The sequence below is a fragment of the Pseudomonas syringae group sp. J254-4 genome (genome assembly GCF_032586855.1).
Classification (GTDB): Bacteria; Pseudomonadota; Gammaproteobacteria; order Pseudomonadales; family Pseudomonadaceae; genus Aquipseudomonas; species Aquipseudomonas amygdali.
In genome coordinates this window covers 250,293-272,155 of the sequence record NZ_JAWHOO010000001.1, presented here as the reverse complement: position 1 = coordinate 272,155, position 21,863 = coordinate 250,293, and the positions used below count along the sequence as shown (strand labels likewise).

The following is a 21,863-nucleotide window of genomic DNA, read 5'->3' as shown; positions in this document are numbered from 1 at the left end:
ATCCGAACATGCCAAAGATGAAGACTAAAAGTGGTGCAGCTAAGCGGTTTTTGAAAACCGCCAACGGCATCAAGCACAAGCACGCTTTCAAGAGCCACATCCTGACCAAAATGTCGACAAAGCGTAAGCGTCAACTGCGCGGTAGCAGCTTGCTGCATCCGTCTGACGTGGCAAAAGTCGAGCGCATGCTGCGCCTTCGTTAATTTTGATCAAGATATAGAGGAAGTAACTCATGGCTCGTGTAAAGCGTGGCGTCATTGCCCGTAAGCGTCACAAAAAAATTCTGAAACTTGCAAAAGGCTACTACGGCGCGCGTTCACGCGTATTCCGTGTTGCCAAGCAAGCGGTAATCAAGGCAGGCCAATACGCCTACCGTGACCGTCGTCAGAAAAAACGTCAGTTCCGCGCTCTGTGGATCGCTCGTATCAACGCTGGTGCTCGTGTTAACGGTCTGTCCTACAGCCGTTTCATTGCTGGCCTGAAAAAAGCGTCCATCGAGATCGACCGTAAGGTTCTGGCTGATCTGGCAGTGAACGAAAAAGCGGCGTTTGCTGCGATTGTCGAGAAAGCTAAAGCCACTTTGGCCTAAGTCCCCGACAATCACTTGCCCCGGTTCTCCGGGGTCGGTGTTAAACGTCATAAATAGGGGAAGAGCCTTCAGCTCTTCCCCTATTTTGTATCTGGAGTCTGTACATGGAAAACCTGGACGCGCTGGTCTCTCAAGCTCTTGAGGCTGTGCAAAGCGCCGAAGATATCAATGCCCTGGAGCAAATCCGGGTTCACTACCTCGGCAAGAAAGGCGAGTTGACTCAGGTGATGAAGACCCTGGGGAACTTGCCAGCTGAAGAGCGTCCGCAAGTCGGCGCGCTGATCAACGTTGCCAAGGAGCGTGTCACAGAGGTTCTCAATGCACGCAAGGCGTCGTTCGAGCAGGCAGAACTGACTGCCAAACTCGCTGCCGAATGCATCGACGTGACCCTGCCGGGCCGCGGCCAGACCTCCGGTGGTCTGCACCCGATTACCCGTACTCTGGAACGTATCGAACAATTCTTCACGCACATTGGCTACGGCATCGCCGAAGGCCCTGAAGTGGAAGACGATTACCACAACTTCGAGGCGCTCAACATCCCAGGCCATCACCCGGCCCGGTCGATGCATGACACCTTCTATTTCAATGCGAACATGCTGCTGCGGACCCATACCTCACCGGTACAGGTCCGCACCATGGAATCGCAACAGCCGCCGATCCGCATTGTCTGCCCAGGCCGTGTGTACCGTAGCGACTCCGATATTACCCACTCGCCGATGTTCCACCAGATCGAAGGTCTGCTGGTTGATCGCGACATCAATTTTGCCGACCTGAAAGGCACCATCGAAGAATTCCTGCGGGTGTTCTTCGAGAAAGAACTGGCCGTGCGCTTCCGTCCTTCGTATTTCCCGTTCACCGAGCCGTCGGCAGAAGTGGATATGGAATGCGTGATGTGCAGTGGCAAGGGCTGCCGTGTCTGCAAGCAGACTGGCTGGCTTGAAGTCATGGGCTGCGGCATGGTCCACCCGAACGTGCTGCGCATGTCGGGTATCGACCCTGAAGAGTTTCAGGGCTTCGCGTTCGGCATGGGCGTAGAGCGTCTGGCCATGCTGCGTTACGGCGTCAATGATTTGCGCCTGTTCTTCGACAACGATTTGCGGTTCCTCGCGCAATTTCGCTAAGTCGTAACGAACCTTTCAGGAGAGCAGGATGAAATTCAGTGAACAATGGCTGCGTGGCTGGGTAAGCCCGCAGGTTTCCCGCGACGAGCTGGTTGCTCGTCTGTCGATGGCCGGTCTTGAGGTTGACAGCGTCACGCTGGCCGCCGGCGTTTTCAGTGGAGTGGTCGTGGGCGAGGTGCTGAGCACCGAACAGCACCCCGATGCCGACAAGCTGCGCGTGTGCCAGGTCAGCAATGGCAGCGAAACCTTTCAGGTAGTGTGTGGCGCGCCGAACGTGCGACCCGGTTTGAAAATTCCGTTCGCCATGATCGGTGCCGAGCTGCCGGGCGATTTCAAGATCAAGAAAGCCAAGCTGCGTGGCGTCGAGTCCAACGGCATGCTGTGTTCAGCTGCCGAGTTGCAGGCCGGCGAGGGCAATGATGGCCTGATGGAGCTGGCCGCCGATGCGCCGGTCGGTGAGGACATTCGCGTCTACCTGAACCTGGACGACGCCAGCATCGAGGTCGACCTGACCCCGAACCGTGGCGATTGCCTGTCAGTAGCAGGCCTGGCGCGTGAAGTCGGCGCGTTGTACGCCGCTGACGTGACGCGTCCGCAGATCGCTGCTGTCGCTGCCGTGCACGATGAAGTGCGCCCGGTTGAAGTCCTGGCTCCAGCAGCTTGCCCACGTTACCTGGGCCGCGTTATTCGCAACGTTGACTTGTCGCGTCCTACTCCGTTATGGATGGTCGAGCGTCTGCGTCGTTCCGACGTGCGCAGCATCGATGCCGCTGTCGATATTACCAACTACGTGATGCTCGAGCTGGGTCAGCCTCTGCATGCTTTCGATCTGGCCGAAATCAACGGTGGCATTCGTGTGCGCATGGCGGAGGAGGGCGAGAAGCTCGTTCTGCTCGACGGTCAGGAAGTCAGCCTGCGTGCCGACACCCTGGTCATTGCCGATCACCAGCGTGCTCTGGCAATTGCCGGTGTCATGGGTGGCGAGCACAGCGGCGTAACTGCCGGTACTCGCGATATCTTCCTGGAAAGTGCTTTCTTCGACACCATCTCGGTGGCTGGCAAGGCGCGTTCCTACGGTCTGCACACCGATGCCTCGCACCGTTACGAGCGTGGTGTTGACTGGCAACTGGCCCGTGAAGCCATGGAGCGTGCGACTGGCCTGCTGCTGGAAATTACCGGTGGTGAGGCTGGTCCGATAACAGAAGTGGTCAGCGAACAGCATTTGCCATCGATTGCTCCGGTTACGTTGCGCGCCAGTCGCGTCGAGCAGATGCTCGGTCTGGTCATTGAAAACGCCGAAATCGAGCGTCTGCTGACAGGTCTCGGCCTTGCTGTGACTACCGAAGCCGACGGGCAGTGGCGTGTCGAAGTGCCAAGTCATCGTTTCGACATCAGCCTTGAGGTCGATCTGATCGAAGAACTGGCTCGTCTGTACGGCTACAACCGTCTGCCGGTTCGTTATCCGCAAGCCCGTCTTGCTCCTCAGGCCAAGGCCGAAGCCAAAGGCGATCTACCCGAGCTGCGTCGCCTGCTGGTTGCCCGCGGTTATCAGGAAGCGATTACCTACAGCTTCATCGACCCGAAATGGTTCGAACTGTTCTCGCCGGGCGCCAAGCCACTGTTGCTGGCCAACCCGATTTCCAATGACATGGCCGCCATGCGCGCCTCGCTATGGCCGGGTCTGGTCAAAGCGCTGCAGCACAACCTCAACCGCCAGCAGGACCGCGTACGCATGTTCGAAAGCGGCCTGCGCTTCGTCGGTCAGCTTGACGGCTTGAAGCAAGAGCCGATGCTGGCGGGTGTGGTATGCGGCAGCCGTCTGCCGGAAGGTTGGGCGCAAGGCCGTGATGCGGTCGATTTCTTCGACGTCAAGGCTGACGTCGAAGCGGTTCTGGGTTTTGCCGGTGCGCTGGGTGAGTTCACCTTCACTCCGGGCCAGCATCCCGCCTTGCACCCAGGCCAGACAGCTCGCATCGAGCGTGATGGTCGCGAAGTCGGCTTCCTGGGCGCCATTCACCCGGAACTGTCGAAAACCCTGGGCCTGGATCGTCCGATATTTGTTTTCGAGCTGGTTCTGGCTGAAGTATCGACAGGCCGTCTGCCGAAATTCCACGAGCTGTCGCGCTTCCCGGAAGTGCGTCGCGACCTGGCCTTGCTGGCTGATCGCGACGTTTCGGCCAGTGCGGTTCTGGACGTTATTCGTGAAAATGCAGGCGAGTGGCTCACAGACCTCAGGTTATTTGATGTTTACCAGGGTAAAGGCATTGATCCACATAGAAAAAGCCTTGCAGTCGGCTTGACCTGGCAGCATCCATCGCGCACTCTTAATGACGATGAGGTAAACGCAACGACACTTGCTATCCTCACCTCGCTTGAGGAGAGGTTAAACGCCACGTTAAGGAAGTAGCGTATGGGGGCTCTGACGAAAGCTGAGATGGCCGAACGTCTGTACGAAGAGCTGGGCCTGAATAAACGGGAAGCCAAGGAACTGGTCGAACTGTTTTTTGAAGAAATCAGGCACGCTCTGGAAGATAACGAGCAGGTGAAGTTGTCAGGTTTTGGCAACTTCGACCTTCGAGACAAGCGCCAACGGCCTGGGAGAAATCCCAAGACCGGTGAAGAAATTCCGATTACGGCGCGCCGTGTGGTCACCTTTCGTCCAGGGCAGAAGCTGAAGGCCCGAGTTGAGGCATATGCTGGAACCAAGTCATAACGATGAGCTACCGCCGATCCCCGGCAAACGCTACTTCACCATCGGTGAGGTCAGCGAGCTCTGCGCGGTAAAACCGCACGTTTTGCGTTATTGGGAGCAGGAGTTTCCTCAACTCAACCCCGTCAAGCGACGCGGAAACCGCCGGTATTATCAGCGCCAGGACGTGCTGATGATCCGTCAGATCCGTGGCTTGCTCTACGATCAGGGCTTCACCATTGGTGGTGCCCGACTTCGTCTTACCACCGGGGAACCGAAGGACGATACCCAGCAGTACAAGCAGATGATCCGGCAGATGATTGCCGAGCTGGAAGACGTACTGGTTATGCTCAAAGCGTAATTGAGCAACCAGGATACTTCCAAAATTCAAACGCTTAGGGTATATTTCTCAACGTTTTCTCAGGTTGCAAAACAGATACACGCCTAGTCGGGGCGTAGCGCAGTCCGGTAGCGCACTAGCATGGGGTGCTAGGGGTCGAGTGTTCGAATCACTCCGTCCCGACCATATAATTCAATGACTTAGCCACCTTCGGGTGGCTTTTTCATTTTCTGGGGTGGGGACTTTTTCGGGACATCATCCGATCCTCCTCTTCAATATCGTCAATACCGGCCCACGCGAGTCAGTTGTTGATACCATATTTGCAGCCTCAATCAGTTTGCCAAGCTCAGCGCCTGAGTAATGGCTGGTGATGCTGCCGTTCTTGTGTCCAAGCAGCGCCTTGCGATCTTCCTCGGTTACGCCAGCTGCACGCAGACGTCGGCCGAACGTGTGTTTGAGATCGTGAACCCTGATTGATGCATAACCAGGTTGAGCGGGGCGAAGGTTTTTCTCCTGCCAGAGTTTCGCCGCCCTCGACCGCGCCTTTTTCCATGCCGAATCGTTCATGCGGTGCATTGCCGTGCCGTTGTACGGGAACACCCATTCCTTGCTCAGTCCTCGCTGCTGGTTGATCACCGACCTGGCCACTGAGTTGAGAACCACCAGACGCTCGTCGCCGTTCTTCACTCCGGATCGCTCGGACCGCCCGCCAAAATCGGAAGGGATTAGAAATACGCTAGTCCCAAGCTCCGGAACCTGAATCTCCCAATCCCACCTCAGTTTGCAAACCTCTTGCTCCCGCGTTCCCGTGTTCACTTTGAACAACGCCATTTTTTGCAAGTGCGTGGGCAGCTCCCCGAACAGGATCGACTGCTCTTCCCAGGTCATGGGGTAGGGCAGCCTTACCTTTTTCTTCAGGTCGAGCTTTGTCAGCATTGGCACTGAGTCGAGCCACGGCCTGCGCTCCTCATCCCTCCACTTGCGAGCACACAATGAAAGGATCCGGATGACACGCTCAATCGACATATTCACGGTGCGCGGTGCCACCGGCTTCAGTTGCTTGCCTGATGGCAAAACCATCCCGCTCAGTCGATCCGCGACAAACTCCTCCAGAGCCTGATCGTCGATGTGTGTCAACGGCAGGTCCTTTAGGTATGGATGGAGGTGAGTCAGGTGATGCGCTGACAGCTTTATTGATGGCTGATCCTTGTACTCAATCAAAAAACGGGTTGCTGCCTCTTCCCAAGTTCTAGTTCGGCGAACACCGTACACCCGCTCTTGGCGAAGCCGCTCGAGCATGTGAATCAGGTACTGCTCGGCTTCTTGCCGGTCACCAGTGCCAGTGCTCTCTCGAATTCGCTCCCCCCTGTAGACTTTGTCAATTTGCCAGATGCCACCTTTCTCGTAGAGGCCGGTGATTGTCTTTCGCGCCATACCGTGTCTCCTCGGCGCTCGCTGCGGGGCCGATTGTTATCCTGATTGGCTGCCTTTTCAATCGCCTTGGTCTCGACGTAGGCGTCCGCCCACGCGTCCAGCTCCAATCGATCAAAGCCGACGCCTTGTTTTCCAATGGGAAATTCCCGCACATTTGGGCGTACGGTCTTGTTGAATTCGTCACGACACATGCCCAGATATCCGTAAGCATCACCTGCCCGGATGAACCGGGGCAGGATTGGCGCTACCTGGGCGGCAGATTTATTTGCCATAGAGGTACTGCTCCGGGCCGCGCTGGGCGGCGGAAGGCGTTATTCCCAGTCGTGACTGAGCAAAGGGTTGATCGGCGGGTTGCACTGAAGCGTTGCCAGATCCAGCAGCGTGAAATGACCGTCCATCCAGCCTGCTGTATCGATGTGGTAAACGTTTCCGAGGATAGCTGGCTGGCGAAGCGGGGTATGTCCGACGACCAGCGCCTTGATGCCTGATACGCCGGAGGCGTCAGCATCTTGAATCCGGTTGCGCGACCACATGCAGGTGTTGTGCACCATCTTCAAGCGCTTGCGCGTCAGTGGGCTTTCAAGCTCCGCGCGCAGCTCATCCCATGACGGGAATGGGCAATCTGCGTGGACAATGCCTACCAGGCCGCCTGCCGTCTCCACCTCAATGGCGATTGGCAGCTCGTCGAACATGACTTGATAGTTTTTCTGCTCGTCAAGCGGTAGGCCTACGAACCAGGTGCCGCCGTTGTACATCCAGTTGCCGATGTCGCAGGTATCGAACCGGCAGACGTAGTCGTCATGGTTGCCGCGCACCGGGTGAAACCAGGGCTTGTTCAGCCACTTGATCACTTGTTCGCACTCCGGCCCGCGGTCAACCAGATCGCCAACGCTGAACAACCGATCAACTGCAGGGTTGAAACCGGCAGCATCCAGCGCCGCCTGCAGCCTGGTGAAGTGCCCGTGTATGTCGCCAACCGCGAAATCGCGGCCAGCCGTGTTCTCGGTGAAGCGCTTGATGCGCACCACCTCTATTGTTTCGAGCATGGCTATTCCTCGCCCGCCGATCACCGGCAGGCTCTGTAGGGAAGGGGTTAGGCGGTACCGAACAATTCGATTTGCGGTACCGGTTTGTCGCGAAGCGCTATTGCTGCGGCGATACGATCAGATGCGGTACCGAAGATTATTTCGTCTCGCTCAATTCCGATGAAACGACGTCCAGACTTGATACAGGCCACACCCGTGGTGCCGCTGCCCATCGTGTTGTCGAGTACTGCATCGCCTGCGCTGGTGTAAGTCCTGATCAGGAACTCCATCCAGGCGACCGGTTTTTTGGGTCGGGTGATAGTTGGCCGTCTGCTTGTCGCTCGAGAAGAACTGGACAGATCTCGGGTAACGGTCGGTAGAGTCGTATTCGGTGAGCGCAAGCGCCTTGCCGTAGCATTCGGAGTTGACGGTCTTTCGCTTCGCTGTTCGGCGCTGATGGCCGCCAGTCATTTGGGGGTTGTAGGTCGGCTGGCGACGATAGAAGACCTGGGCGCTTTCGTGCGCTCGAAGCGGCTGGCGCTTTGCGTTCAGGAAGCCAGTGGCGTTGCCTTTCTCCCAGATCCATTCGTACCGATAATCTGCCGTGTTGCTGGCGACAACCAGAGAAGCGAACGGCTGCGCTGCACACAGCACGATTGCAGCGCCCGGTTTTGCGATTCTCAAGTACTGCTCCCAGAGCGGCGCGAACGGGATAATCACATCCCACGCGCACTGGGTGGTGCCATATGGGAGGTCTGCCAGCACCATGTCGACGCTGGCAGCGGGCAACTGCGTCATCACTTCCAAGCAGTCGCCCTGAAAAAGCTGAATTTCTTCTGTCATGGGCATGGATCCGCCCGCCAGTCCGGCAGGCTGTAGATAGAAAGGGAATATCCGGCAGGTGCTCCTGATCACTGCTATGGTCCACGCAGCCAGCAGGAGCTGGGACGGCACCAAGGAGAGGTCATGCAATGCACCACCACGGCGGATGAGGTTTACGGCCCGCGCAATGCCAGGCTCGGCAGGCGGGCGGTGGACGGCAATATCTGGTCAGGCACCACGATGATTTTCAGAATCATCGATGACCGGGTCTACTCAATGCACTTGCAGTACCTGGGTAGGATCCAGTACGGGATGGCGATGACTGACAGGGGAGAGCTGATTTTCACGTTGCGGTAGAGTGAAAGGGGTCATGGGTATTGTTTGGAAATTCGGTCGGCTATGCCTTCTAGCTTCTCGGCCATGTACCACATGTCGTTGTTGTCGCGGCGGGAGACGACGGCAGAGCGATGTACGTTGCGGCCCATGAGGATGCGAGCCGCGATTCGGATCATCCCGGCCTCCAGCTTTCTGCGCAGCCAGCCTTTACGAAAAATCAAAGCTCCATATCCTCGGACTCACCGCCATCGCCTGGCGCAGATCCAACTTTCGCGAGTGCGATTACTTTTTCTGCCTGCTCAAGCAGCTCCGGGTACTGATCGTTCCAGTTCTGCTTGTAGGCTTTGGCGAGCATCGCTTCGAGAGCTTTCAGAAGCTCGGGAGCAGTGCGCATCAGGTAAGCGTTCGCCCAGCTTTCGTCACCGATGAAGTGCTTGATGCCGTTGTGATCCATTGCCGCGATAGTGGCGATTTCCAGCGGCTCACCGTCGCGCTCGACGCAGATGCAGTAGTCCTGGCGATCTACGAGCCATTGCTCTCTGGTATGGTTGCTCATCAGCACTCGCTCCAGTTCATGTCCTGGATGTACTCACACGGGACCATAAGGCTGTCGGGCGGGATGGTGCTTTCTGCTCTGACATCGCCGAAATACGCAATGGCTGCCTTGGCACGCTCCAGCGACAGTTGGGCATGGCGGACCTGCCATGACTTGCGCTGCTTGTACGAGCGCAGCGCCAATTCCTTGGTGATGTAAGCGAATCGCCGGCCGTGCTCGCCGCCATCCTTAAGCACGCGCTTGCGATACTGTTTAAGCAGGGATTCGCGCTGCGACCCGCCGAATAGGTTGTCGTGGAATTCAGAGATGATGTACCAGCACTGATCAGTCTCGCCGATGACCACATAACGCTTGCAGGTAACCTCTAAGCCTTTCGGGTCAAGCTCGTCGACGTATCGGTAATGGTCCGGGCCGAGTTTATTCTTTTCCATGGGTGTGCCTGTCCTTGCCGCACACGCGGCTGACATTGAATTGATTGAGAGGGGGTGGTTACTGCGGGGTGTTCAGCTTGGCGCGGCCTTGAAGCACGTCCAGGATGTCGCTTAGGTAGCCAGTGGCAAAGCTCGGCTGTCCGGATGCCGCATCACGAAGCTTCTGCACGAAAGCAGTCGCCTCCGTCAGTCGCTCATCCGCCTTCGCCGTGGCGGGCTGGGCGTGACGGTAGAGTGGCACGCGCTGTGGGCATACAATGCTTGCCTGCTCCCTATGAAGCAGCGCCGAAAATGAATCAAAGCCGCTTACGGTCAGGTTTCGAAGTTCTGAAGCGTCGACGAACACCACCGGCTCGCCCTGCTGATCGGCTGGCTGGGCGTAAGATTTCACACGCTCAAATTCATCTGCGTACTCGTCGCATCGGCAGTCCATGACGTTCGTTTCGCCTACTGGCTCGCACTGACAAAACTCGCCGCACAGCTTCTCGAAAAGGACCTCACACATGTGATGGGCGATCTCTTCCAAGGAGACTGAAACGGTGTGCGCTTCGCCATTCGCCGGGTGTCTGAACTCAAAGGAGACTGTTTCACGCGACACACGCACGTCGTTCGGGTTGGTTGTCATTTCAGACTCTCCAGTCTCTTATGTACAGAATCAGCAGCGTCCTTTATTTCCCAGTACAGATCGGCGTGGGCTTCGTCGTCCTCTAGCTCACTCATGGTCTCAAGCGCTTCCATGAGCTGGCCATGACAAGCCGCCAGAGTATCTTTCTCGCTCATACCTTCTCGCTCCCGGCTGGCTTGGACAGGGCGGCGTCAATCTCGTCGAACCAGTAACTCGAAAGGCAAGAGGCTCGCTTACCCCTGATCCTCGCTAGCAGCTTCTCCAGATCAGCCCGCTGCGCCTTGATCTGGTCCAGTTGATTGAGCAAAGGGGAGTTTTCGCGCACGGTTTCCTGCCAACGCTTCAGCTGCGTAATCTCCGCCTGTAGCGCCTTGCGCGTCTCTTCGGCGGCTTCCATGTAGTCGATTTTGTGCTGGCGCAGTTGCGAGTTCTCGGCCTGTAGCGGGGCGAGGCGGTCTTGCAAGATGGTTTCAAGTTCTTCTATCCGCAAATGCACAGCATCCGCGCCATCGTGAGGCTCGGTCTCGCAAAGGTCGCGAATGATCAGGCTTACCAGCTCCCCGCCGAGCGCTGGCGGTTGAGGCGCTGCAATACTCGGGATCGTCATGATCAGCATCGGCGTAACGAATTTGGTGTGAAACTCGTCGTGGTAGCCGCACCACACCGCCGCCTGCCAACCCTCATCGTCACACCAGTGGCCCTCGACTACGCCAGATGGATTGAAGTCTGAGCAGATCAGATCAGGGCAATGCAGCAAAAACGATGGCTCATAGCGGTTTCCGTCGTTGATCGCATTGATTGGGTGCCAGATACCTGGCACCAGCTTGAATTCGTTGCTCATGATTTCGATTCCTTCGCGCTCTGCGCATAACGGGCCTGACGCGCTTTGGAGCAGGCCTTGTGGTTTCCGTGGGAGCGGCACTTGCCGCAGATATCGCATTCGCTCTTTACGGCGAACCACGGGGCAGGGGTTGGCTGTAGCGTTGTGGGGCGGTGGGCTGAGGTCATGCGGCTTTCTCCATCCCGTCCACGCGGCGATGGTTGGCAGCAAACACAGCGCGGGCAAATCCCTCAGGGGTAGTGCTGCGAAAGTTCGCCCTGTCAGGGCCGGGTGAGGCTTTGTGAATCCTGTCATCTGGCAGCCACTTCAGCTCATTCGAATGCATCGGCATCAGGGCCATGGCCTTTGGCTTTGGCATAAACCTGCCCAGCCATTCCTTGCAGTACTCGATCGACGCCAGTACCCGCTCATCAATGCTGCGCTCGGGCATCACGAACCCCCCCCCTGACCACAGGCAAGTGTTCTTCGTGTAGTTATCGTCGATGGTCAGCTCGGTGAAGTGGTACGGGTGGAATGTGTAATTTGGCTTTCCGAAAATCGAACTGAAGACGCTCACGGGGTTCTCGAAAAACCATGGCGCGCCCGACAGCTGGCCGATCACCCGACACTGCTCAGCAATCAGCGCGGCCTTTGCCTGGAAGAATTTGTCTTTGGCAGCCTTGGCGGCGAAGTGAGGCGTTCCAGAAACAGCAACATCAGTACACGGCGGGAACCCGGCCACAAATCGGACGCAGCCCGACGATATCGCGTCTCTCAGTATCAGCCATGTTTCTGGGTGGTCGATGATGTGGCCGACCCGAGTTATCAGCCCTTCGGTATGGACGCCAGCCGGGTGCTGAGGATCAACCAAAATGGCGTGATATCCAGCCTCGACCCACGGCTTGGCCATCACGCCAGTGAGGTCGCAAAGGAAGATGGCGATTTTTTTCGAATGCATGGTTATCCTCGCCGGGGTGGCGTGAGTCTTTGAAATGAGAAGGGGGTTCCGGTTTAAGCGGCCGGTACCGAGTCGCGAAATACGTCCATTTGCGCAGCGCCATCTAGCCAGGCCGCGTCGATCCGAGCGCGGGCTATCGCTGCGTACTCCGGGCTCAACTCGCAGATGATCGACCGGCGACCTTCCTGCATCGAAACCAGCGACGTGGTACCGGCACCGCCGAATGGGTCCAGCACCACACCGCCGCGCGGTGCTCCGGCCAAGATGCAGGGCCTGATCAGGTCGGGCGGGAAGGTGGCGAAGTGTGCTTCCTTGAACGCGTGGGTCGCGACGGTCCAGACGCTGCGCTTGTTGCGCGTCGCTGTGTCGTGGGTGCTTTCATCCCGGTCAGGCCGGTGCGTGCCTTTTGACTGACCGGGAATGGCTTGCTCGCGCTTCGAGTCATCACGCTTGAAGCTGTCCCGCCGCTTCCGCTCTGCGCCATCCTTGTGAAAGGCCCCGTGGCCACCTTCGCCGGTAGAGGTATCCCAGCCGGTCGGCACTGTTACCCGCTGGCGGTTCCGCGAAGCTTTATCTGTTCCGTGACCCCAGCCGACGCCGTTATTCGGTACGTTGTTGCCAGAGCTGGTGCGTTTTCCGCCTTCAGCATTGTCGAAGGTTGAGCCGTGCACGTAGGCCCCGCCGCGGTACCCGTTGGCGTTTCCCTTACCGTTCAGATTGGCGGGCTCTCTGATTGCGTCGCTGTCGTAGTGGTACCGCCGCGACTTGCTGAGCAGGAACAGGTATTCGTGAGCTTTGGTGCAGCGGTCGCGCGTCGACTCAGGCATAGGGTTTGGCTTGTGCCAGATGATGTCCTGCCGGAGATACCAGCCATCGTCCTGCAGCGCGAAGGCCAAGCGCCAAGGCATGCCCATCAAGTCTTTCGGCTTGTACTCCGCATGTGTGGTCGCTTTCGACTTGCGCTGGCTCGCCATCACTTGGCGTTGGCTGATCGTCGAAACACCGACGCCCATGTCGTCCCGGCCATGCGCTCCCCAGCTGCCAGCGTAGCTATCGCCCATATTCACCCAAATCGTGCCGTCAGCGCGGAGCACCCGGCGCACTTCCCGGAACACGTCGACCAAGCGGGCGATGAACTCTGCAGGGGTTTCCTCCAGGCCGATCTGGCCTTCTACGCCATAGTCACGCAGACCGTAGTAGGGCGGGCTGGTCACGCACGTATGCACGCTTTCATCTGGCAGCGTGCGCATCATGTCGATGCAGTCGCCTACCAGTATCTGGTGGAGCTGGCTCATATCGAATTCCAGGCATGCGCCTGCCGAGGCGTTCAGCGCAATAGGTGAGGGTGGGGTTAGGCTGCCTCGGCTTTTCGGTCAGATGGCAGAAACACAGGGATCACTGCGGCCTGCTCACGAACCGCGTGCATATCGGCTTCTTCGTAGCCCCAGATATTGGAGTCTTCGAAGCGCTCAGGCCCCAGCCAACCGAGGGGCATCTGCTTGCCCTCACAGATGTAGTCACGGAAGCGCTCAACCAGAGCCTTGAGGGTGCCGCCGTGGCTAAAGCCTTTCCAGCGTCCGCCCCACTGGGTAGGGTGGGTGAAAATGCGCTTGCCGGTGTAATCGTCAATTAGCCAAACTTTGCCGCGCTGATCGACTTCCAGGCTGGCGTATCGCTGGTTTGTTTCGTTGAAGAAGAACCTGCGCCCGTGGTCACCGATAATTTTGATCACCTGATTGACCTGCTCGCAGCGCTGGCGCTTTTTCCATAGGCTTTTCTCGGTGTACCTGGCACCGCGATAGTCAGGCTTCGGCTCGTATTGAGTTGGCCTGATCACGGCAGCCAGCAGTTTCGACCAGATGCCAGCTCTGTTTGGAAGGCAGAGCCCGTACTCTTTGGTGTCGTACTCGACGTTTTCACAGAGCTCGATAACCAGTTCTGCCGGTACGGCGATGTTCGAGCATCCGCTGTTGTAGTAGCCCAGTCGGTCCAGAACCTCAGTTTCGGTGTACAGACCTGCAGGCTCCAGCTTCCAGCAATAGCCTTTGTCGTGACCCTTCCAAAGAGTGATCGCTTTATCGCGGCGTTTTGTGTGCTTGAGGCTGAGCACTATGTATTGGCTCATGGCGTTTCTCCATGCATGCGCCGCCCTCCGTGTCCGGTGGTGGCAAATTGGTTGGGGGTGAGCTATAGATGATGACCGGCATGTGGCCGGATCAAGGAGTGAAGAATGGGTACGGATCGTGAGATTGCTTTAGATCAAGCACTTGTCGCCGTGTTGGGCGCTGCGCAAGATTTAGGACTGGACTTGGTGCAAATCACCCAGAAAGCTAAAGTTCTGATACTGGACAATTCCAAGTATCGCCAGACGGAGCATCCACATATCAGCAACGCTTGGCAGGAGGTTGAGAAGGCGCTCGTATCTGTCAGGCAGAAAGCGTAGGCATCTCTATTTCGTCACCGGGATCCTGCTGAATCATCAGTACGCTCTTTCGGTGAAACTCCAGCGCCACGACTTTCGACACTGTGATTTCGTGGCGCGGAACCTGAAGAAACCGCAGCGCTTCGACCGGGCCAAGCGCATGAAGGTGGTGAATCATCAAGGTCATGGCCTCGGCCTGCTCTTCGATCACCGCCCACTCCATAAGCTCAGCCAGCGCCTGTTTCGTGCCGGGCCGCACCCTGAGCCGCAATTCCTCTTCCCCGGCCTTCTGCCGCTTGAGCGCCGTCCGCTCGTCCCGCTGTTTCTGGGTCAGGGCCATTTATCAGCTCCGTATAGCCGCTGGGCGGCAAGTGAATATGTTGCTGGCTTCTGCCGTGGCGGACGCGGTTTTGAATGCGCTTCATTTCGCCGGGCTGCTGGGATAGTCCAGGCCATACTTCAGAACGATCCGCTTGATAACAGTGCGGTTGATCCCGGTCAGCTTCTCGGCCTTGAAGTGGCTGACGCCCAGATCGCGCATCGCTTCGATACGCTTGAGCAGTGCCAGATCCTCTTCCTCCTCGACATACTTCCGGTGATCCGCGCCGTTGTAGCGGGGCTTGCGGGGAGGCGGCTCTTTGCGCGCAGGCCGAGGCGCAACCCGGAATGAGCCGAGGTCGCGCACCTGGCCGCCGCTGCGCTGGAACTCGCTCACGGCCTGGGACAGTTCATAGGATTTGATGCTGTTGGCCTGGATGGCACTCAGTTCGGTAGCGATCATGCTGCCTTACTCCTCAGTTGCTTCTCGTAACCATCAACCAACAGCTTGAATTCCCAGAGGTCCTCTTCAAGCTTTTCGATGTAATCGTCGTCGCGCTTAAGCTCTTTCAGCCAAAGCTGGCGTCCGACCGGGCGGAGCAGGGGGCAATACATCCCGATGTGCCACCACTTCTTACCAGTGATCCACATGCAACCCTGCACCTGGTCAATCACTTCGCTGGCGTCGTTATCGATGTGGAATGTGCGGAGCTTGTCGGGGGCCAGGAAGCATTTGTATTCCGAGCCACCATCCTCGCCAATGAAGCCATCGGCACTGGCACCAAACGCGCCGTCGTCCGTCTTAACGAGGCCAACCTGCTGGACGATGAGGCCGGTCTGAATTTCATGCTCCATGCGCGCTTCGGGCTCCAGTTCGTGGCCTCGGCGCATCTGCCATGTTTCGAATCCGCCATCCAACGGCGCACCGCCGATCCGCTCAACTGCAAGCTCAAAAGCGTAGGTCAGCGCAGCACCGGATGGCTCGCCAACCGTTTCGCCATCCAAGGCCCGTTGCACAACTTCCGCTTTCGGCCCGGCCTTGTAGCCAGCCAGTTCGATAGCTTTTGCCTCGCTTCGACCAGACAGGATGGCGTCGACATATTTCTTTTGCTGAGCGTTCAGCCCGTTCACCTTGGCGCGCGCCGTGCTGAACATGCTTGCGGTGATGACGCCGGCGCGGGCTTGCAACCACTCAGGTGATCCCTGTGTGCAATTGACGATGATCATGCTGCTGCTCCAGGCTGCTGCGCATCAGTCGAAAGCTCGGCCTTGCGCTCATTTACTGAGTTTTTGAAAAGCTCGTAGGCGACCATGTCCTTGACCTGGCGTATTTCTTCCAGCCCCTTGACCCATACACTTTGAAGTTCTTCACGTGACTGGCATTGTTTTGCCTGATCAATCCAGCGAGCTGCCAGCTCTGAATCTGTTTTTGGCGAGTTGCCTGCCAGCTTCAAGCCTTCATCCGTTTCGGTGTTCAGGTAGTGGATTGCTTTCTCCAGACGCTCAGTCTTGGGCCAGTACTTGTAAGCCTGCTTTACGCACGTCTTCTTGGTCATTTCGCCCGGGTCGGTCACCCATGGGCATAGCTTCGAACTGTCTTTCTTGTATGCCTTCCAGGCCTCAGATCGATCACGGATGGCGATCACCTCGGCCATGCTCATCGGATGAGTAAGATAATCACCGTCAGCAGTCTTGATCACCACGTAGACGCCTACGACATCTCCTCTATTCGTTGCGAACGGCTTGGTCTTATGGGTTGGCGGCTGGTCGACGCCGTTAAGCTCAAAGATGTCGCTCTCGTACACCAGCTTTGCTTGACCCCAACGGACGGAGCCGGTGGCCATGGCCAAATCCATGAGCCCCATATAGGAAATATCGAGGCATATCTTTCCTTTGCGCGGAACGAAATACGCCTGCTTCTTTGCTGGGTTCAGGCTCAAGCCTATGGACGCGATGTTCGTGACAGCGTCTATAACTGCCTGCCGATTCTGCAAAGCGACTTTTAGCGTGTAGGTATTGGCTTCCAATATCTGGATGGCAAAGTTTGCTTCACGATCAAAGTTGAGAGACGGCTCGGACTGAACAGCCAAGAATGCGTCGCGGCATGCGTATATGTCGCCTGTGACGACGGCAAGGTCTTGAGACATGAGAACCTCAGTACTGAATGCTGATATTGGGGATCTTGCGCTGAGCGATCAGGGTGACCGCTTGCCGGGCGCAGTCTTCTGGCATGCCGCCCGCAATAAATGCTTCTAGCGCTGCTCGGTTGATCGAGGCTTTGTGCGCCTGATCGCGCTCGCGGGCTTTCTGCTGGCGCAGCTCTTCGGCCTTGGCTTCTTCCTGGCGCTTCACCTCGGCAAGTCGTGCGCGCTCCACAGCCTCGGCTTGACGCTGCTCGGCGGCGAGGCGCTCCTGCTCGGCACGCTGCATGCCTGCGATGCGGTCTTGCTCGGCCTGAAGCTTCTGGCGTTCTGCCTGCTCTTCCTGCAGTTTGATTTGCAAGCGCTGGCGCACGGCTTCTGCCTCAGCATCCCGCAGCTTCTGCTCGGCGGCGCGCTGCTGGGCTTCTGCCTGGTCTTTCAGGTCCTGCTCACGCCGTGCAGCGGCTTCACGCTCTGCCTGTGCTTTCTGTTCGGCTTCACGCTGGGCGCGTTCTACAGCTTGCCGGGCAATCTCCGCGTCACGCTCTCTCTGCTCGCGCTCAGCCTTTTCGGCATTGAATTTGGCAATCTCTGCCAGCTCGGCTTCGTGCTTGGTACGGTCTGCCAGCAGGGTGCGCAGGGTTGAAAGTGAGCGGTCCTTGGCCTGCGCCGCCTCCGCCAGAAACTCTTCCCAGCTGTCGTCGATCACTACCAGCTCCAAATCGGCAATGATCTGGGCGACGTGTGCGGCGCTGGGCGTCTCGGCGAACACAGCCATGTCCTTGATGCGCTGGATGCCGTCGTTGTGGGCGTCAATCCGCTTGTCGTTCGCTTCCTCCCAGTCGGTCAGCGGCTTGCGGGTAGCGTCACGCAGCGCGTCCATCTTGGTGACGAACTCGCGCAACTCAGTCTCGACGACCTTGGGCATTTCTTTCAGGCGCTTCAGGTAATCCCGGCCGGGCTTCTCGACGGCGGTTTTCGACTTGCTGACCGTGGCAGCCAGCGATGCGATGCGATCACGACCTTTTCGGGTGCTCAGATCCGGCACCTCAGCGGTAACCTCGGCGGTGACAGCCTTGAGAAACTGGTTGAGGCCACCGGCCACGTAAATAACCGGGGCGTTGTCGGCGCTGATGTCATCAATCGTGATGACTTGCTGTGCTTCAGACACGGTTGCTCCTTGCGCCATGCCGTTGCCGGGGCGCTGCGATTGAATAGGGAAGGGGTTACTGCGTGATGTGCGATGCGTAGGCGCTGGCGAGCATCCAAGCGGTAACGAGGGTCAGGACGACTAATGAGCCGCGCCACGTGTAGATGCGCAGCTGACGCTGCTTGCGGGTCACGACCGCGCACCCACCGGCCGACGCTTGAGCCAGTCTGCTTTGATCGGGTAGGGCAGGTCAGCAACTCGCATGCCGCATGGGTAGGTGATCGTTCCACGGACTTGAGCGCGGGCTTTCACCTCGTCGAGCTGCTCGTCGAGCAGAGATTTAACCGGTGCAGTGCTCATGGCGTCACCTGCTTGCGGTAGCCAGCTTCATGCAATGCCCCAAACAACACCTCAAGATAACTGTTCGACGTAGGCATAAGATCGTTTGATACCGAATCGAAACACTGCTTCATTTCGGCGATCGCCACGCGTCGCTCTTCCTCGGCGATCTGCTCGGCGGTGCGGAGAGGCCGAAACAGGCTTTTAGTAAATGCACCAATGGTATCCCCGGCCTGATACACAGCCACTGCACCGCCAGATCGTTTTGTATGAGCAAGGATATTGCACCGGAGATACCCGCCGCCCTCATCAATCACCTCGCAGACCGTATCAACAGGCGGCAGTCCTTCGCCAGTCCATGGTGCTGGCTTTGATGTAGCCAACCATTCAATGAAAGATGCGCAACCCTCCGCTCCGTATCGGAAGTGGTCACGAACAGCGGAAAAATCTGTTTCCATGGGCCATGCTTCCAGCGCTTTACCATCTGCTACGCGCCAAAACACGGGGCGCTGATTTGGGCTGTTTGGCAAAGTTAGATGCGTTGCACCTTCAGGCGCTTTACTCCAGTCAATCGTCATGCCGCTCTCCTTGGCGCACACAGAACAGCTTTCCGCTGACGGGCGCAGTAATGGTCGAATTCGTCTTTCGTGATTGCGCCACTCATGAAGTGCGCGGTTATCTGACGCATGGCTTCGATTCCGGCAGGGTCAAGGCTGTCGTATTCGCCGATGGCGTCGAGCATCTTGTCGATGAGGATGTGCGGGCTCACAGGTCTGCGTCCTCAAACTCTGCCGCAACCCCGTCTGCAGCCAAGGGCCGAAGTAGGCCCTCTGCAATCTCGTACATGGCGTCTTTGGGGTTGGGGCGTCTCAGAACCATATCTGCTGCCGCCTGTGCGCATGACAGCGACCCGAACTTGGCCGTGTAGATCAGCCGACCGAGTGCCAATGGGCTTGCACCCGATTCGCCGAGCCTCTCCATGGCGAACTCATCAAGTGCTATCAGGAAGCGCTCGAACGTCACGCGCTGGGCGGGTTTTCCACGCCGCCTGAACTTCACATCATCGCCGTGAACCAGCGTATGGGCGCTGTTCGCTACCCAAAGCCTTTCGGCGGGCGTAAGCGGTATTACTGGCGTGCCTGTAGGAGGCAACACCTTTGCTGCTGCGTTCATGATTGCCTCCAGAGTGGCGATAGATCAGGCGTCTGCTGCGATGTCCGCGAGAATTTGCGCCTTGCGCTTCTCGAAGCGGGCACTCCACGTTGGTCTTCCGTCTACGCGCCAGATGGTCGCGCCGCGCTTACGGAGCTTTCGTGCGCGAGCTGAAGAGACTTGATTTCCCCACTTCTCGGTGCGGTAAATAGCCTCCCAGTACTCGACTGTTTCGCGCTTGTCGTATTTGTAGTACCGGCTGCTCGGCTTGTTCTTCGAGAGCCATTCGTTCACCAGCGATACGTCGACGGTGGCTGAACTGAACACGTAGCAACGTGCAAGAGACTCCAGGGTTCCGACGCCGATCTGTGCAGTGGGCACGCCAACATCGGCCCCGCACGACCAGACCTGCCCCTTGCATTCCAGTGTTGACCCATCTGTAAGCTGGATCGTGAATTCACGACCAGCAAAGGCATCACGCGATCCCGGCACAATCTGCAGGAAGTCGTAAAAGCCGCCGTCGTTCGATACCAGAAGGTTTCCGGTTCGCTCGTACACGCAGCGTGGTAATTCGTCGAGCAGCAAGAACGTTTGCCCCTGCTTCGTCCTGATCACATCAATGATTTTTGGCATAGAGCAAAACTCAGTAAGTGAACCCCTTCGACTGAACACTCAAGAACGGATAGAGGCCATACAGGCACCGGAGAGGGTTCAGTCGGAGAGGTTCGGGGTGTGGTTGTGTTTGGGGCAGGGTTTATCGAGCGAGCGAAATCCACCAATCGCGCATTTCTCGGCACTCTCGTGCAAGCTCTTTGTATCCAAGAGCCGAGCACTCAAGCGCGCGACGGTTTGATTTTCTTGCGTTGCTGACGAATTGGCTGCGGATCATCGCGTAAGTCATGCAATTACTCCGGTTCAGGGTGTGAGAGGGTGCCGCACGTGCGGGCAGGGCGGGATTAAGGAGTTACCGCCGCGTCTTTCAGGGTGGTTTGAGTCATCCCCTGCCTGACTACCGGCGTGATGGGGTTAGGCTGCGAGCCTGTCCATGCGCTGGGTTTGGTGATGCAGATGGCCGGAGCTGATCCCGGCATGACTATTAGCGGCCTTAGTGACACCGGAGTTTCACCGGGGCGAAGGTTTCAGCCGCTTATTCTTGGACTCGCCGTGGCCATCTGGGCGCTTACTCACTTTATCGGCCACGATTCCCGCGATCCCTCAGGTCTTACACTTGCCGGTTAGCCCGGCTATTCATCTGCTTTGTTGCAGTGATGCAGGGGGCCGCTTTCGCGGTGTGTACTCATCCGCATCGGGGTGTGATCTACGCGAGGTCGTCACCTCTGGCTTTGCCTGCGGCCGTACTACGCCGACCGTTCTCAGTGGCTGGCCTGATTACGAGTCAGGTGCCTTGCTCCGCTGCAGATCACACTCCGATGCAGCCTGGCGCTATGACAGGGATCGGGCAGTTTTCGTCAGGCTGACGCTGGCGCTGGTTGTTCAATAAGGCTTTTCGACCTTGCCTTGGTCTTGCAGGCTTTTGATGTGAAACAGACCGTCCAGCATGGCGTCCATTTGTTTAGCCAATTGGATGCGAAGGCCGTCTTTCAGGGCTCCCGACACGTTTCGCACGCTCTGGGTCATTTCCTTCGTGAAATCTTCGGCACAGACCTGAGTCATGATGTATTCGGCTCGGGTGACTGTGTTGTAGTCGCTCGATGCGGCCTTGCCTGTGCGAGGCTCTACCTTGGTAGACCAGTAAGCGTTCACAGTCTTCTCCAGCTCTTTGCGAATGGTCGTGGCCGGCCCTTCTGGCTCGCCCCAGGTATTTACGCGGCGATACTCACGCTCGAACGAACCGTTGATGGTTTCGTTGATCGCCACCTCAATCTGCGCAGTTACGCGCTCGTTGAAGATTTTGTCGATGCGCTTCTTCAGTTCCGCAGCGACCATGCCGGAAAGGTCATCGCCATCGCGAAGTAGCTCATCAGATACCTTGGCTACGATAGCGGTTTTTAGATCGTCTTCGTTGATGTTGAGCATTTTGTGACTCCCGTTTATTTCCAATGCCGCCTCATAGAAGCGGCATCAGTAAATGCCCGGCTCAGCTCAAGTGCATCGCGAGCATGCTGCGGTCCATGATGTTCAGCTCGTCGCCGCCATTCATGATTCGGCGCAGCTCTTTCTCGCCGCCCGCAATCCCGGTCACCGCCGCAACCACTGAAAGGCGGCCTTTCTTGTCAGCGCTGCGCAGGGCAGCCCGAATGCGCTCGTCTTGCTTGCTGTCTGTGAGATTCATACTGTGACTCCTGTTCGATTTTCCGGATGCCCCTGTCGCCAAGGGCACCGAGAAAATCTCCCTTCTGCCGCTGGGATTCGCGGGGCGCATTGCTTGCCGGGTCATTCACTCGGTCAAGGCGTTTCACCATCGTCAGCCGTACAGGGTTCTCCCTGTCGTGGGCAGCCTTTCGGGGCTGTCTGATCGCCGGTCGCCGGTAGAGGCAATGCGGTCTGTTGTTTGTTGCGCAGGCTGTTAAAGAGCGGTTCGATCCGCTGGGCCTGTTGAGGGGCTGTTTCGCGTCTCGATGGAGCACAATATCT

At 57.7% G+C, this 21,863-nt stretch carries 33 protein-coding genes and 1 tRNA gene; 9 read left to right on the top strand and 25 right to left on the bottom strand.

All coding sequences use genetic code 11. The features are described 5' to 3' along the window. Positions 1 to 8 precede the first annotated feature (8 nt). The 7 genes from rpmI to RYB09_RS01355 all read left to right on the top strand — a co-directional run bounded on the left by rpmI (position 9) and on the right by RYB09_RS01355 (position 4,925). Entirely contained in the window at positions 9 to 203 is a 195-nt protein-coding gene (gene rpmI, locus RYB09_RS01385; protein ID WP_002553160.1) for a 50S ribosomal protein L35, read from the top strand. A gap of 29 nt (positions 204 to 232) precedes the next feature. Next, positions 233 to 589 (top strand): 50S ribosomal protein L20, encoded by a 357-nt coding sequence (gene rplT, locus RYB09_RS01380; protein ID WP_002553161.1) that lies wholly within the window; start codon positions 233 to 235, stop codon positions 587 to 589. 104 nt (positions 590 to 693) lie between these two features. Further along, on the top strand, positions 694 to 1,710 hold the full coding sequence (gene pheS / locus RYB09_RS01375) for a phenylalanine--tRNA ligase subunit alpha (RefSeq protein ID WP_002553162.1): 1,017 nt from the start codon (positions 694 to 696) through the stop codon (positions 1,708 to 1,710). A 28-nt stretch (positions 1,711 to 1,738) separates the two neighbouring features. Then, entirely contained in the window at positions 1,739 to 4,117 is a 2,379-nt protein-coding gene (pheT, locus tag RYB09_RS01370) for a phenylalanine--tRNA ligase subunit beta (RefSeq protein ID WP_316887223.1), read from the top strand. Between the two features lie 3 nt (positions 4,118 to 4,120). Next, the gene (gene ihfA / locus RYB09_RS01365; RefSeq protein WP_002553164.1) at positions 4,121 to 4,423 is read left to right on the top strand and encodes an integration host factor subunit alpha; all 303 of its coding nucleotides are present in this window, start codon (positions 4,121 to 4,123) and stop codon (positions 4,421 to 4,423) included. After that, complete coding sequence (locus tag RYB09_RS01360) at positions 4,404 to 4,760, top strand: MerR family transcriptional regulator (RefSeq protein WP_002553165.1); 357 nt, start codon at positions 4,404 to 4,406, stop codon at positions 4,758 to 4,760. Before ihfA ends, RYB09_RS01360 begins: the two co-directional genes overlap by 20 nt. An 88-nt stretch (positions 4,761 to 4,848) precedes the next feature. Beyond that, positions 4,849 to 4,925 (top strand) — tRNA-Pro (locus RYB09_RS01355). Positions 4,926 to 4,994: 69 nt separating this feature from the next. Here the strand turns inward: RYB09_RS01355 and RYB09_RS01350 are convergent. Genes RYB09_RS01350 through RYB09_RS27125 form a run of 4 tightly spaced genes read right to left on the bottom strand, consistent with a single transcriptional unit; the run spans position 4,995 to position 7,488 of the window. Next, entirely contained in the window at positions 4,995 to 6,122 is a 1,128-nt protein-coding gene (locus RYB09_RS01350) for a tyrosine-type recombinase/integrase (RefSeq protein WP_316887468.1), read from the bottom strand. Further along, positions 6,044 to 6,445, bottom strand: coding sequence for a hypothetical protein (locus RYB09_RS01345; protein ID WP_316887222.1), 402 nt, complete (start codon positions 6,443 to 6,445; stop codon positions 6,044 to 6,046). The genes RYB09_RS01350 and RYB09_RS01345 overlap by 79 nt, the downstream gene beginning before the upstream one ends. A gap of 39 nt (positions 6,446 to 6,484) precedes the next feature. Continuing rightward, on the bottom strand, positions 6,485 to 7,219 hold the full coding sequence (locus RYB09_RS01340; protein ID WP_316887221.1) for a metallophosphoesterase: 735 nt from the start codon (positions 7,217 to 7,219) through the stop codon (positions 6,485 to 6,487). A 47-nt stretch (positions 7,220 to 7,266) separates the two neighbouring features. Next, entirely contained in the window at positions 7,267 to 7,488 is a 222-nt protein-coding gene (locus RYB09_RS27125) for a DNA methyltransferase (protein ID WP_410478290.1), read from the bottom strand. Between the two features lie 676 nt (positions 7,489 to 8,164). On the opposite strand from RYB09_RS27125, the gene RYB09_RS01330 reads away from it, so the two are divergent. Then, positions 8,165 to 8,377 carry a hypothetical protein gene (locus tag RYB09_RS01330; protein WP_316887218.1) on the top strand — a complete coding sequence of 71 codons (213 nt, stop codon included), beginning with the start codon at positions 8,165 to 8,167 and terminating at the stop codon, positions 8,375 to 8,377. Between the two features lie 11 nt (positions 8,378 to 8,388). On the opposite strand, the gene RYB09_RS01325 is transcribed toward RYB09_RS01330, so the two are convergent. The 9 genes from RYB09_RS01325 to RYB09_RS01285 all read right to left on the bottom strand — a co-directional run bounded on the left by RYB09_RS01325 (position 8,389) and on the right by RYB09_RS01285 (position 13,871). Further along, entirely contained in the window at positions 8,389 to 8,577 is a 189-nt protein-coding gene (locus tag RYB09_RS01325) for a hypothetical protein (RefSeq protein ID WP_316887216.1), read from the bottom strand. Further along, complete coding sequence (locus RYB09_RS01320; RefSeq protein WP_316887215.1) at positions 8,574 to 8,912, bottom strand: hypothetical protein; 339 nt, start codon at positions 8,910 to 8,912, stop codon at positions 8,574 to 8,576. The genes RYB09_RS01325 and RYB09_RS01320 overlap by 4 nt, the downstream gene beginning before the upstream one ends. Next, a complete protein-coding gene (locus tag RYB09_RS01315) occupies positions 8,912 to 9,343 on the bottom strand; it encodes a hypothetical protein (RefSeq protein WP_316887214.1) in 432 nt (143 codons plus the stop codon). Before RYB09_RS01315 ends, RYB09_RS01320 begins: the two co-directional genes overlap by 1 nt. A 58-nt stretch (positions 9,344 to 9,401) precedes the next feature. After that, a complete protein-coding gene (locus tag RYB09_RS01310) occupies positions 9,402 to 9,968 on the bottom strand; it encodes a hypothetical protein (protein ID WP_316887213.1) in 567 nt (188 codons plus the stop codon). Further along, positions 9,965 to 10,123, bottom strand: coding sequence for a hypothetical protein (locus tag RYB09_RS01305; RefSeq protein ID WP_316887211.1), 159 nt, complete (start codon positions 10,121 to 10,123; stop codon positions 9,965 to 9,967). The genes RYB09_RS01310 and RYB09_RS01305 overlap by 4 nt, the downstream gene beginning before the upstream one ends. Then, complete coding sequence (locus RYB09_RS01300) at positions 10,120 to 10,809, bottom strand: hypothetical protein (protein WP_316887210.1); 690 nt, start codon at positions 10,807 to 10,809, stop codon at positions 10,120 to 10,122. Before RYB09_RS01300 ends, RYB09_RS01305 begins: the two co-directional genes overlap by 4 nt. Before the next feature lie 163 nt (positions 10,810 to 10,972). Then, positions 10,973 to 11,746 (bottom strand): hypothetical protein, encoded by a 774-nt coding sequence (locus RYB09_RS01295; protein WP_316887208.1) that lies wholly within the window; start codon positions 11,744 to 11,746, stop codon positions 10,973 to 10,975. A gap of 53 nt (positions 11,747 to 11,799) precedes the next feature. After that, complete coding sequence (locus RYB09_RS01290; RefSeq protein ID WP_316887207.1) at positions 11,800 to 13,041, bottom strand: site-specific DNA-methyltransferase; 1,242 nt, start codon at positions 13,039 to 13,041, stop codon at positions 11,800 to 11,802. 56 nt (positions 13,042 to 13,097) lie between these two features. After that, on the bottom strand, positions 13,098 to 13,871 hold the full coding sequence (locus RYB09_RS01285; protein ID WP_316887206.1) for a hypothetical protein: 774 nt from the start codon (positions 13,869 to 13,871) through the stop codon (positions 13,098 to 13,100). A 105-nt stretch (positions 13,872 to 13,976) separates the two neighbouring features. On the opposite strand from RYB09_RS01285, the gene RYB09_RS01280 reads away from it, so the two are divergent. Next, on the top strand, positions 13,977 to 14,189 hold the full coding sequence (locus RYB09_RS01280) for a hypothetical protein (protein ID WP_316887205.1): 213 nt from the start codon (positions 13,977 to 13,979) through the stop codon (positions 14,187 to 14,189). On the opposite strand, the gene RYB09_RS01275 is transcribed toward RYB09_RS01280, so the two are convergent. The 12 genes from RYB09_RS01275 to RYB09_RS01220 all read right to left on the bottom strand — a co-directional run bounded on the left by RYB09_RS01275 (position 14,173) and on the right by RYB09_RS01220 (position 21,561). Next, positions 14,173 to 14,508 carry a hypothetical protein gene (locus RYB09_RS01275; protein ID WP_316887203.1) on the bottom strand — a complete coding sequence of 112 codons (336 nt, stop codon included), beginning with the start codon at positions 14,506 to 14,508 and terminating at the stop codon, positions 14,173 to 14,175. The genes RYB09_RS01280 and RYB09_RS01275 overlap by 17 nt on opposite strands. 81 nt (positions 14,509 to 14,589) lie before the next feature. Beyond that, positions 14,590 to 14,949 carry a hypothetical protein gene (locus tag RYB09_RS01270; protein ID WP_316887201.1) on the bottom strand — a complete coding sequence of 120 codons (360 nt, stop codon included), beginning with the start codon at positions 14,947 to 14,949 and terminating at the stop codon, positions 14,590 to 14,592. Further along, positions 14,946 to 15,713, bottom strand: coding sequence for a lambda exonuclease family protein (locus tag RYB09_RS01265; protein ID WP_316887200.1), 768 nt, complete (start codon positions 15,711 to 15,713; stop codon positions 14,946 to 14,948). The genes RYB09_RS01270 and RYB09_RS01265 overlap by 4 nt, the downstream gene beginning before the upstream one ends. Continuing rightward, positions 15,710 to 16,633 (bottom strand): recombinase RecT, encoded by a 924-nt coding sequence (locus RYB09_RS01260; protein WP_316887198.1) that lies wholly within the window; start codon positions 16,631 to 16,633, stop codon positions 15,710 to 15,712. Before RYB09_RS01260 ends, RYB09_RS01265 begins: the two co-directional genes overlap by 4 nt. A gap of 7 nt (positions 16,634 to 16,640) precedes the next feature. Continuing rightward, a complete protein-coding gene (locus tag RYB09_RS01255; protein ID WP_316887197.1) occupies positions 16,641 to 17,798 on the bottom strand; it encodes a hypothetical protein in 1,158 nt (385 codons plus the stop codon). 168 nt (positions 17,799 to 17,966) lie between these two features. Then, entirely contained in the window at positions 17,967 to 18,137 is a 171-nt protein-coding gene (locus RYB09_RS01250; protein WP_316887196.1) for a hypothetical protein, read from the bottom strand. Then, on the bottom strand, positions 18,134 to 18,694 hold the full coding sequence (locus tag RYB09_RS01245; protein ID WP_316887195.1) for a hypothetical protein: 561 nt from the start codon (positions 18,692 to 18,694) through the stop codon (positions 18,134 to 18,136). Before RYB09_RS01245 ends, RYB09_RS01250 begins: the two co-directional genes overlap by 4 nt. Next, positions 18,691 to 18,885 (bottom strand): hypothetical protein, encoded by a 195-nt coding sequence (locus tag RYB09_RS01240; protein ID WP_192485748.1) that lies wholly within the window; start codon positions 18,883 to 18,885, stop codon positions 18,691 to 18,693. Before RYB09_RS01240 ends, RYB09_RS01245 begins: the two co-directional genes overlap by 4 nt. Continuing rightward, positions 18,882 to 19,289: a hypothetical protein gene (locus RYB09_RS01235; RefSeq protein ID WP_316887193.1), complete on the bottom strand. Its 408-nt coding sequence runs from the start codon at positions 19,287 to 19,289 to the stop codon at positions 18,882 to 18,884. The genes RYB09_RS01240 and RYB09_RS01235 overlap by 4 nt, the downstream gene beginning before the upstream one ends. A gap of 24 nt (positions 19,290 to 19,313) precedes the next feature. After that, complete coding sequence (locus tag RYB09_RS01230; protein WP_316887191.1) at positions 19,314 to 19,901, bottom strand: hypothetical protein; 588 nt, start codon at positions 19,899 to 19,901, stop codon at positions 19,314 to 19,316. A gap of 861 nt (positions 19,902 to 20,762) precedes the next feature. Continuing rightward, on the bottom strand, positions 20,763 to 21,305 hold the full coding sequence (locus RYB09_RS01225) for a hypothetical protein (RefSeq protein WP_316887190.1): 543 nt from the start codon (positions 21,303 to 21,305) through the stop codon (positions 20,763 to 20,765). Between the two features lie 61 nt (positions 21,306 to 21,366). Then, on the bottom strand, positions 21,367 to 21,561 hold the full coding sequence (locus RYB09_RS01220; protein WP_316887189.1) for a hypothetical protein: 195 nt from the start codon (positions 21,559 to 21,561) through the stop codon (positions 21,367 to 21,369). Positions 21,562 to 21,863: the final 302 nt, after the last annotated feature.

Bases quoted from the DNA above. Each gene is read 5' to 3' on its own strand.
- RYB09_RS01280 (WP_316887205.1), top strand. From the start codon at position 13,977: ATGGGTACGGATCGTGAGATTGCTTTAGATCAAGCACTTGTCGCCGTG.
- RYB09_RS01265 (WP_316887200.1), bottom strand. From the start codon at position 15,713: ATGATCATCGTCAATTGCACACAGGGATCACCTGAGTGGTTGCAAGCC.
- RYB09_RS01305 (WP_316887211.1), bottom strand. From the start codon at position 10,123: ATGAGCGAGAAAGATACTCTGGCGGCTTGTCATGGCCAGCTCATGGAA.
- RYB09_RS01250 (WP_316887196.1), bottom strand. From the start codon at position 18,137: ATGAGCACTGCACCGGTTAAATCTCTGCTCGACGAGCAGCTCGACGAG.
- RYB09_RS01235 (WP_316887193.1), bottom strand. From the start codon at position 19,289: ATGAACGCAGCAGCAAAGGTGTTGCCTCCTACAGGCACGCCAGTAATA.
- RYB09_RS01220 (WP_316887189.1), bottom strand. From the start codon at position 21,561: ATGAATCTCACAGACAGCAAGCAAGACGAGCGCATTCGGGCTGCCCTG.
- pheS (WP_002553162.1), top strand. From the start codon at position 694: ATGGAAAACCTGGACGCGCTGGTCTCTCAAGCTCTTGAGGCTGTGCAA.
- RYB09_RS01275 (WP_316887203.1), bottom strand. From the start codon at position 14,508: ATGGCCCTGACCCAGAAACAGCGGGACGAGCGGACGGCGCTCAAGCGG.
- pheT (WP_316887223.1), top strand. From the start codon at position 1,739: ATGAAATTCAGTGAACAATGGCTGCGTGGCTGGGTAAGCCCGCAGGTT.
- RYB09_RS01345 (WP_316887222.1), bottom strand. From the start codon at position 6,445: ATGGCAAATAAATCTGCCGCCCAGGTAGCGCCAATCCTGCCCCGGTTC.
- RYB09_RS27125 (WP_410478290.1), bottom strand. From the start codon at position 7,488: ATGGAGTTCCTGATCAGGACTTACACCAGCGCAGGCGATGCAGTACTC.
- rplT (WP_002553161.1), top strand. From the start codon at position 233: ATGGCTCGTGTAAAGCGTGGCGTCATTGCCCGTAAGCGTCACAAAAAA.
- rpmI (WP_002553160.1), top strand. From the start codon at position 9: ATGCCAAAGATGAAGACTAAAAGTGGTGCAGCTAAGCGGTTTTTGAAA.
- RYB09_RS01270 (WP_316887201.1), bottom strand. From the start codon at position 14,949: ATGATCGCTACCGAACTGAGTGCCATCCAGGCCAACAGCATCAAATCC.
- RYB09_RS01310 (WP_316887213.1), bottom strand. From the start codon at position 9,968: ATGACAACCAACCCGAACGACGTGCGTGTGTCGCGTGAAACAGTCTCC.
- RYB09_RS01295 (WP_316887208.1), bottom strand. From the start codon at position 11,746: ATGCATTCGAAAAAAATCGCCATCTTCCTTTGCGACCTCACTGGCGTG.
- ihfA (WP_002553164.1), top strand. From the start codon at position 4,121: ATGGGGGCTCTGACGAAAGCTGAGATGGCCGAACGTCTGTACGAAGAG.
- RYB09_RS01285 (WP_316887206.1), bottom strand. From the start codon at position 13,871: ATGAGCCAATACATAGTGCTCAGCCTCAAGCACACAAAACGCCGCGAT.
- RYB09_RS01225 (WP_316887190.1), bottom strand. From the start codon at position 21,305: ATGCTCAACATCAACGAAGACGATCTAAAAACCGCTATCGTAGCCAAG.
- RYB09_RS01230 (WP_316887191.1), bottom strand. From the start codon at position 19,901: ATGCCAAAAATCATTGATGTGATCAGGACGAAGCAGGGGCAAACGTTC.
- RYB09_RS01245 (WP_316887195.1), bottom strand. From the start codon at position 18,694: ATGACGATTGACTGGAGTAAAGCGCCTGAAGGTGCAACGCATCTAACT.
- RYB09_RS01260 (WP_316887198.1), bottom strand. From the start codon at position 16,633: ATGTCTCAAGACCTTGCCGTCGTCACAGGCGACATATACGCATGCCGC.
- RYB09_RS01315 (WP_316887214.1), bottom strand. From the start codon at position 9,343: ATGGAAAAGAATAAACTCGGCCCGGACCATTACCGATACGTCGACGAG.
- RYB09_RS01290 (WP_316887207.1), bottom strand. From the start codon at position 13,041: ATGAGCCAGCTCCACCAGATACTGGTAGGCGACTGCATCGACATGATG.
- RYB09_RS01360 (WP_002553165.1), top strand. From the start codon at position 4,404: ATGCTGGAACCAAGTCATAACGATGAGCTACCGCCGATCCCCGGCAAA.
- RYB09_RS01320 (WP_316887215.1), bottom strand. From the start codon at position 8,912: ATGAGCAACCATACCAGAGAGCAATGGCTCGTAGATCGCCAGGACTAC.
- RYB09_RS01340 (WP_316887221.1), bottom strand. From the start codon at position 7,219: ATGCTCGAAACAATAGAGGTGGTGCGCATCAAGCGCTTCACCGAGAAC.
- RYB09_RS01330 (WP_316887218.1), top strand. From the start codon at position 8,165: ATGCAATGCACCACCACGGCGGATGAGGTTTACGGCCCGCGCAATGCC.
- RYB09_RS01300 (WP_316887210.1), bottom strand. From the start codon at position 10,809: ATGAGCAACGAATTCAAGCTGGTGCCAGGTATCTGGCACCCAATCAAT.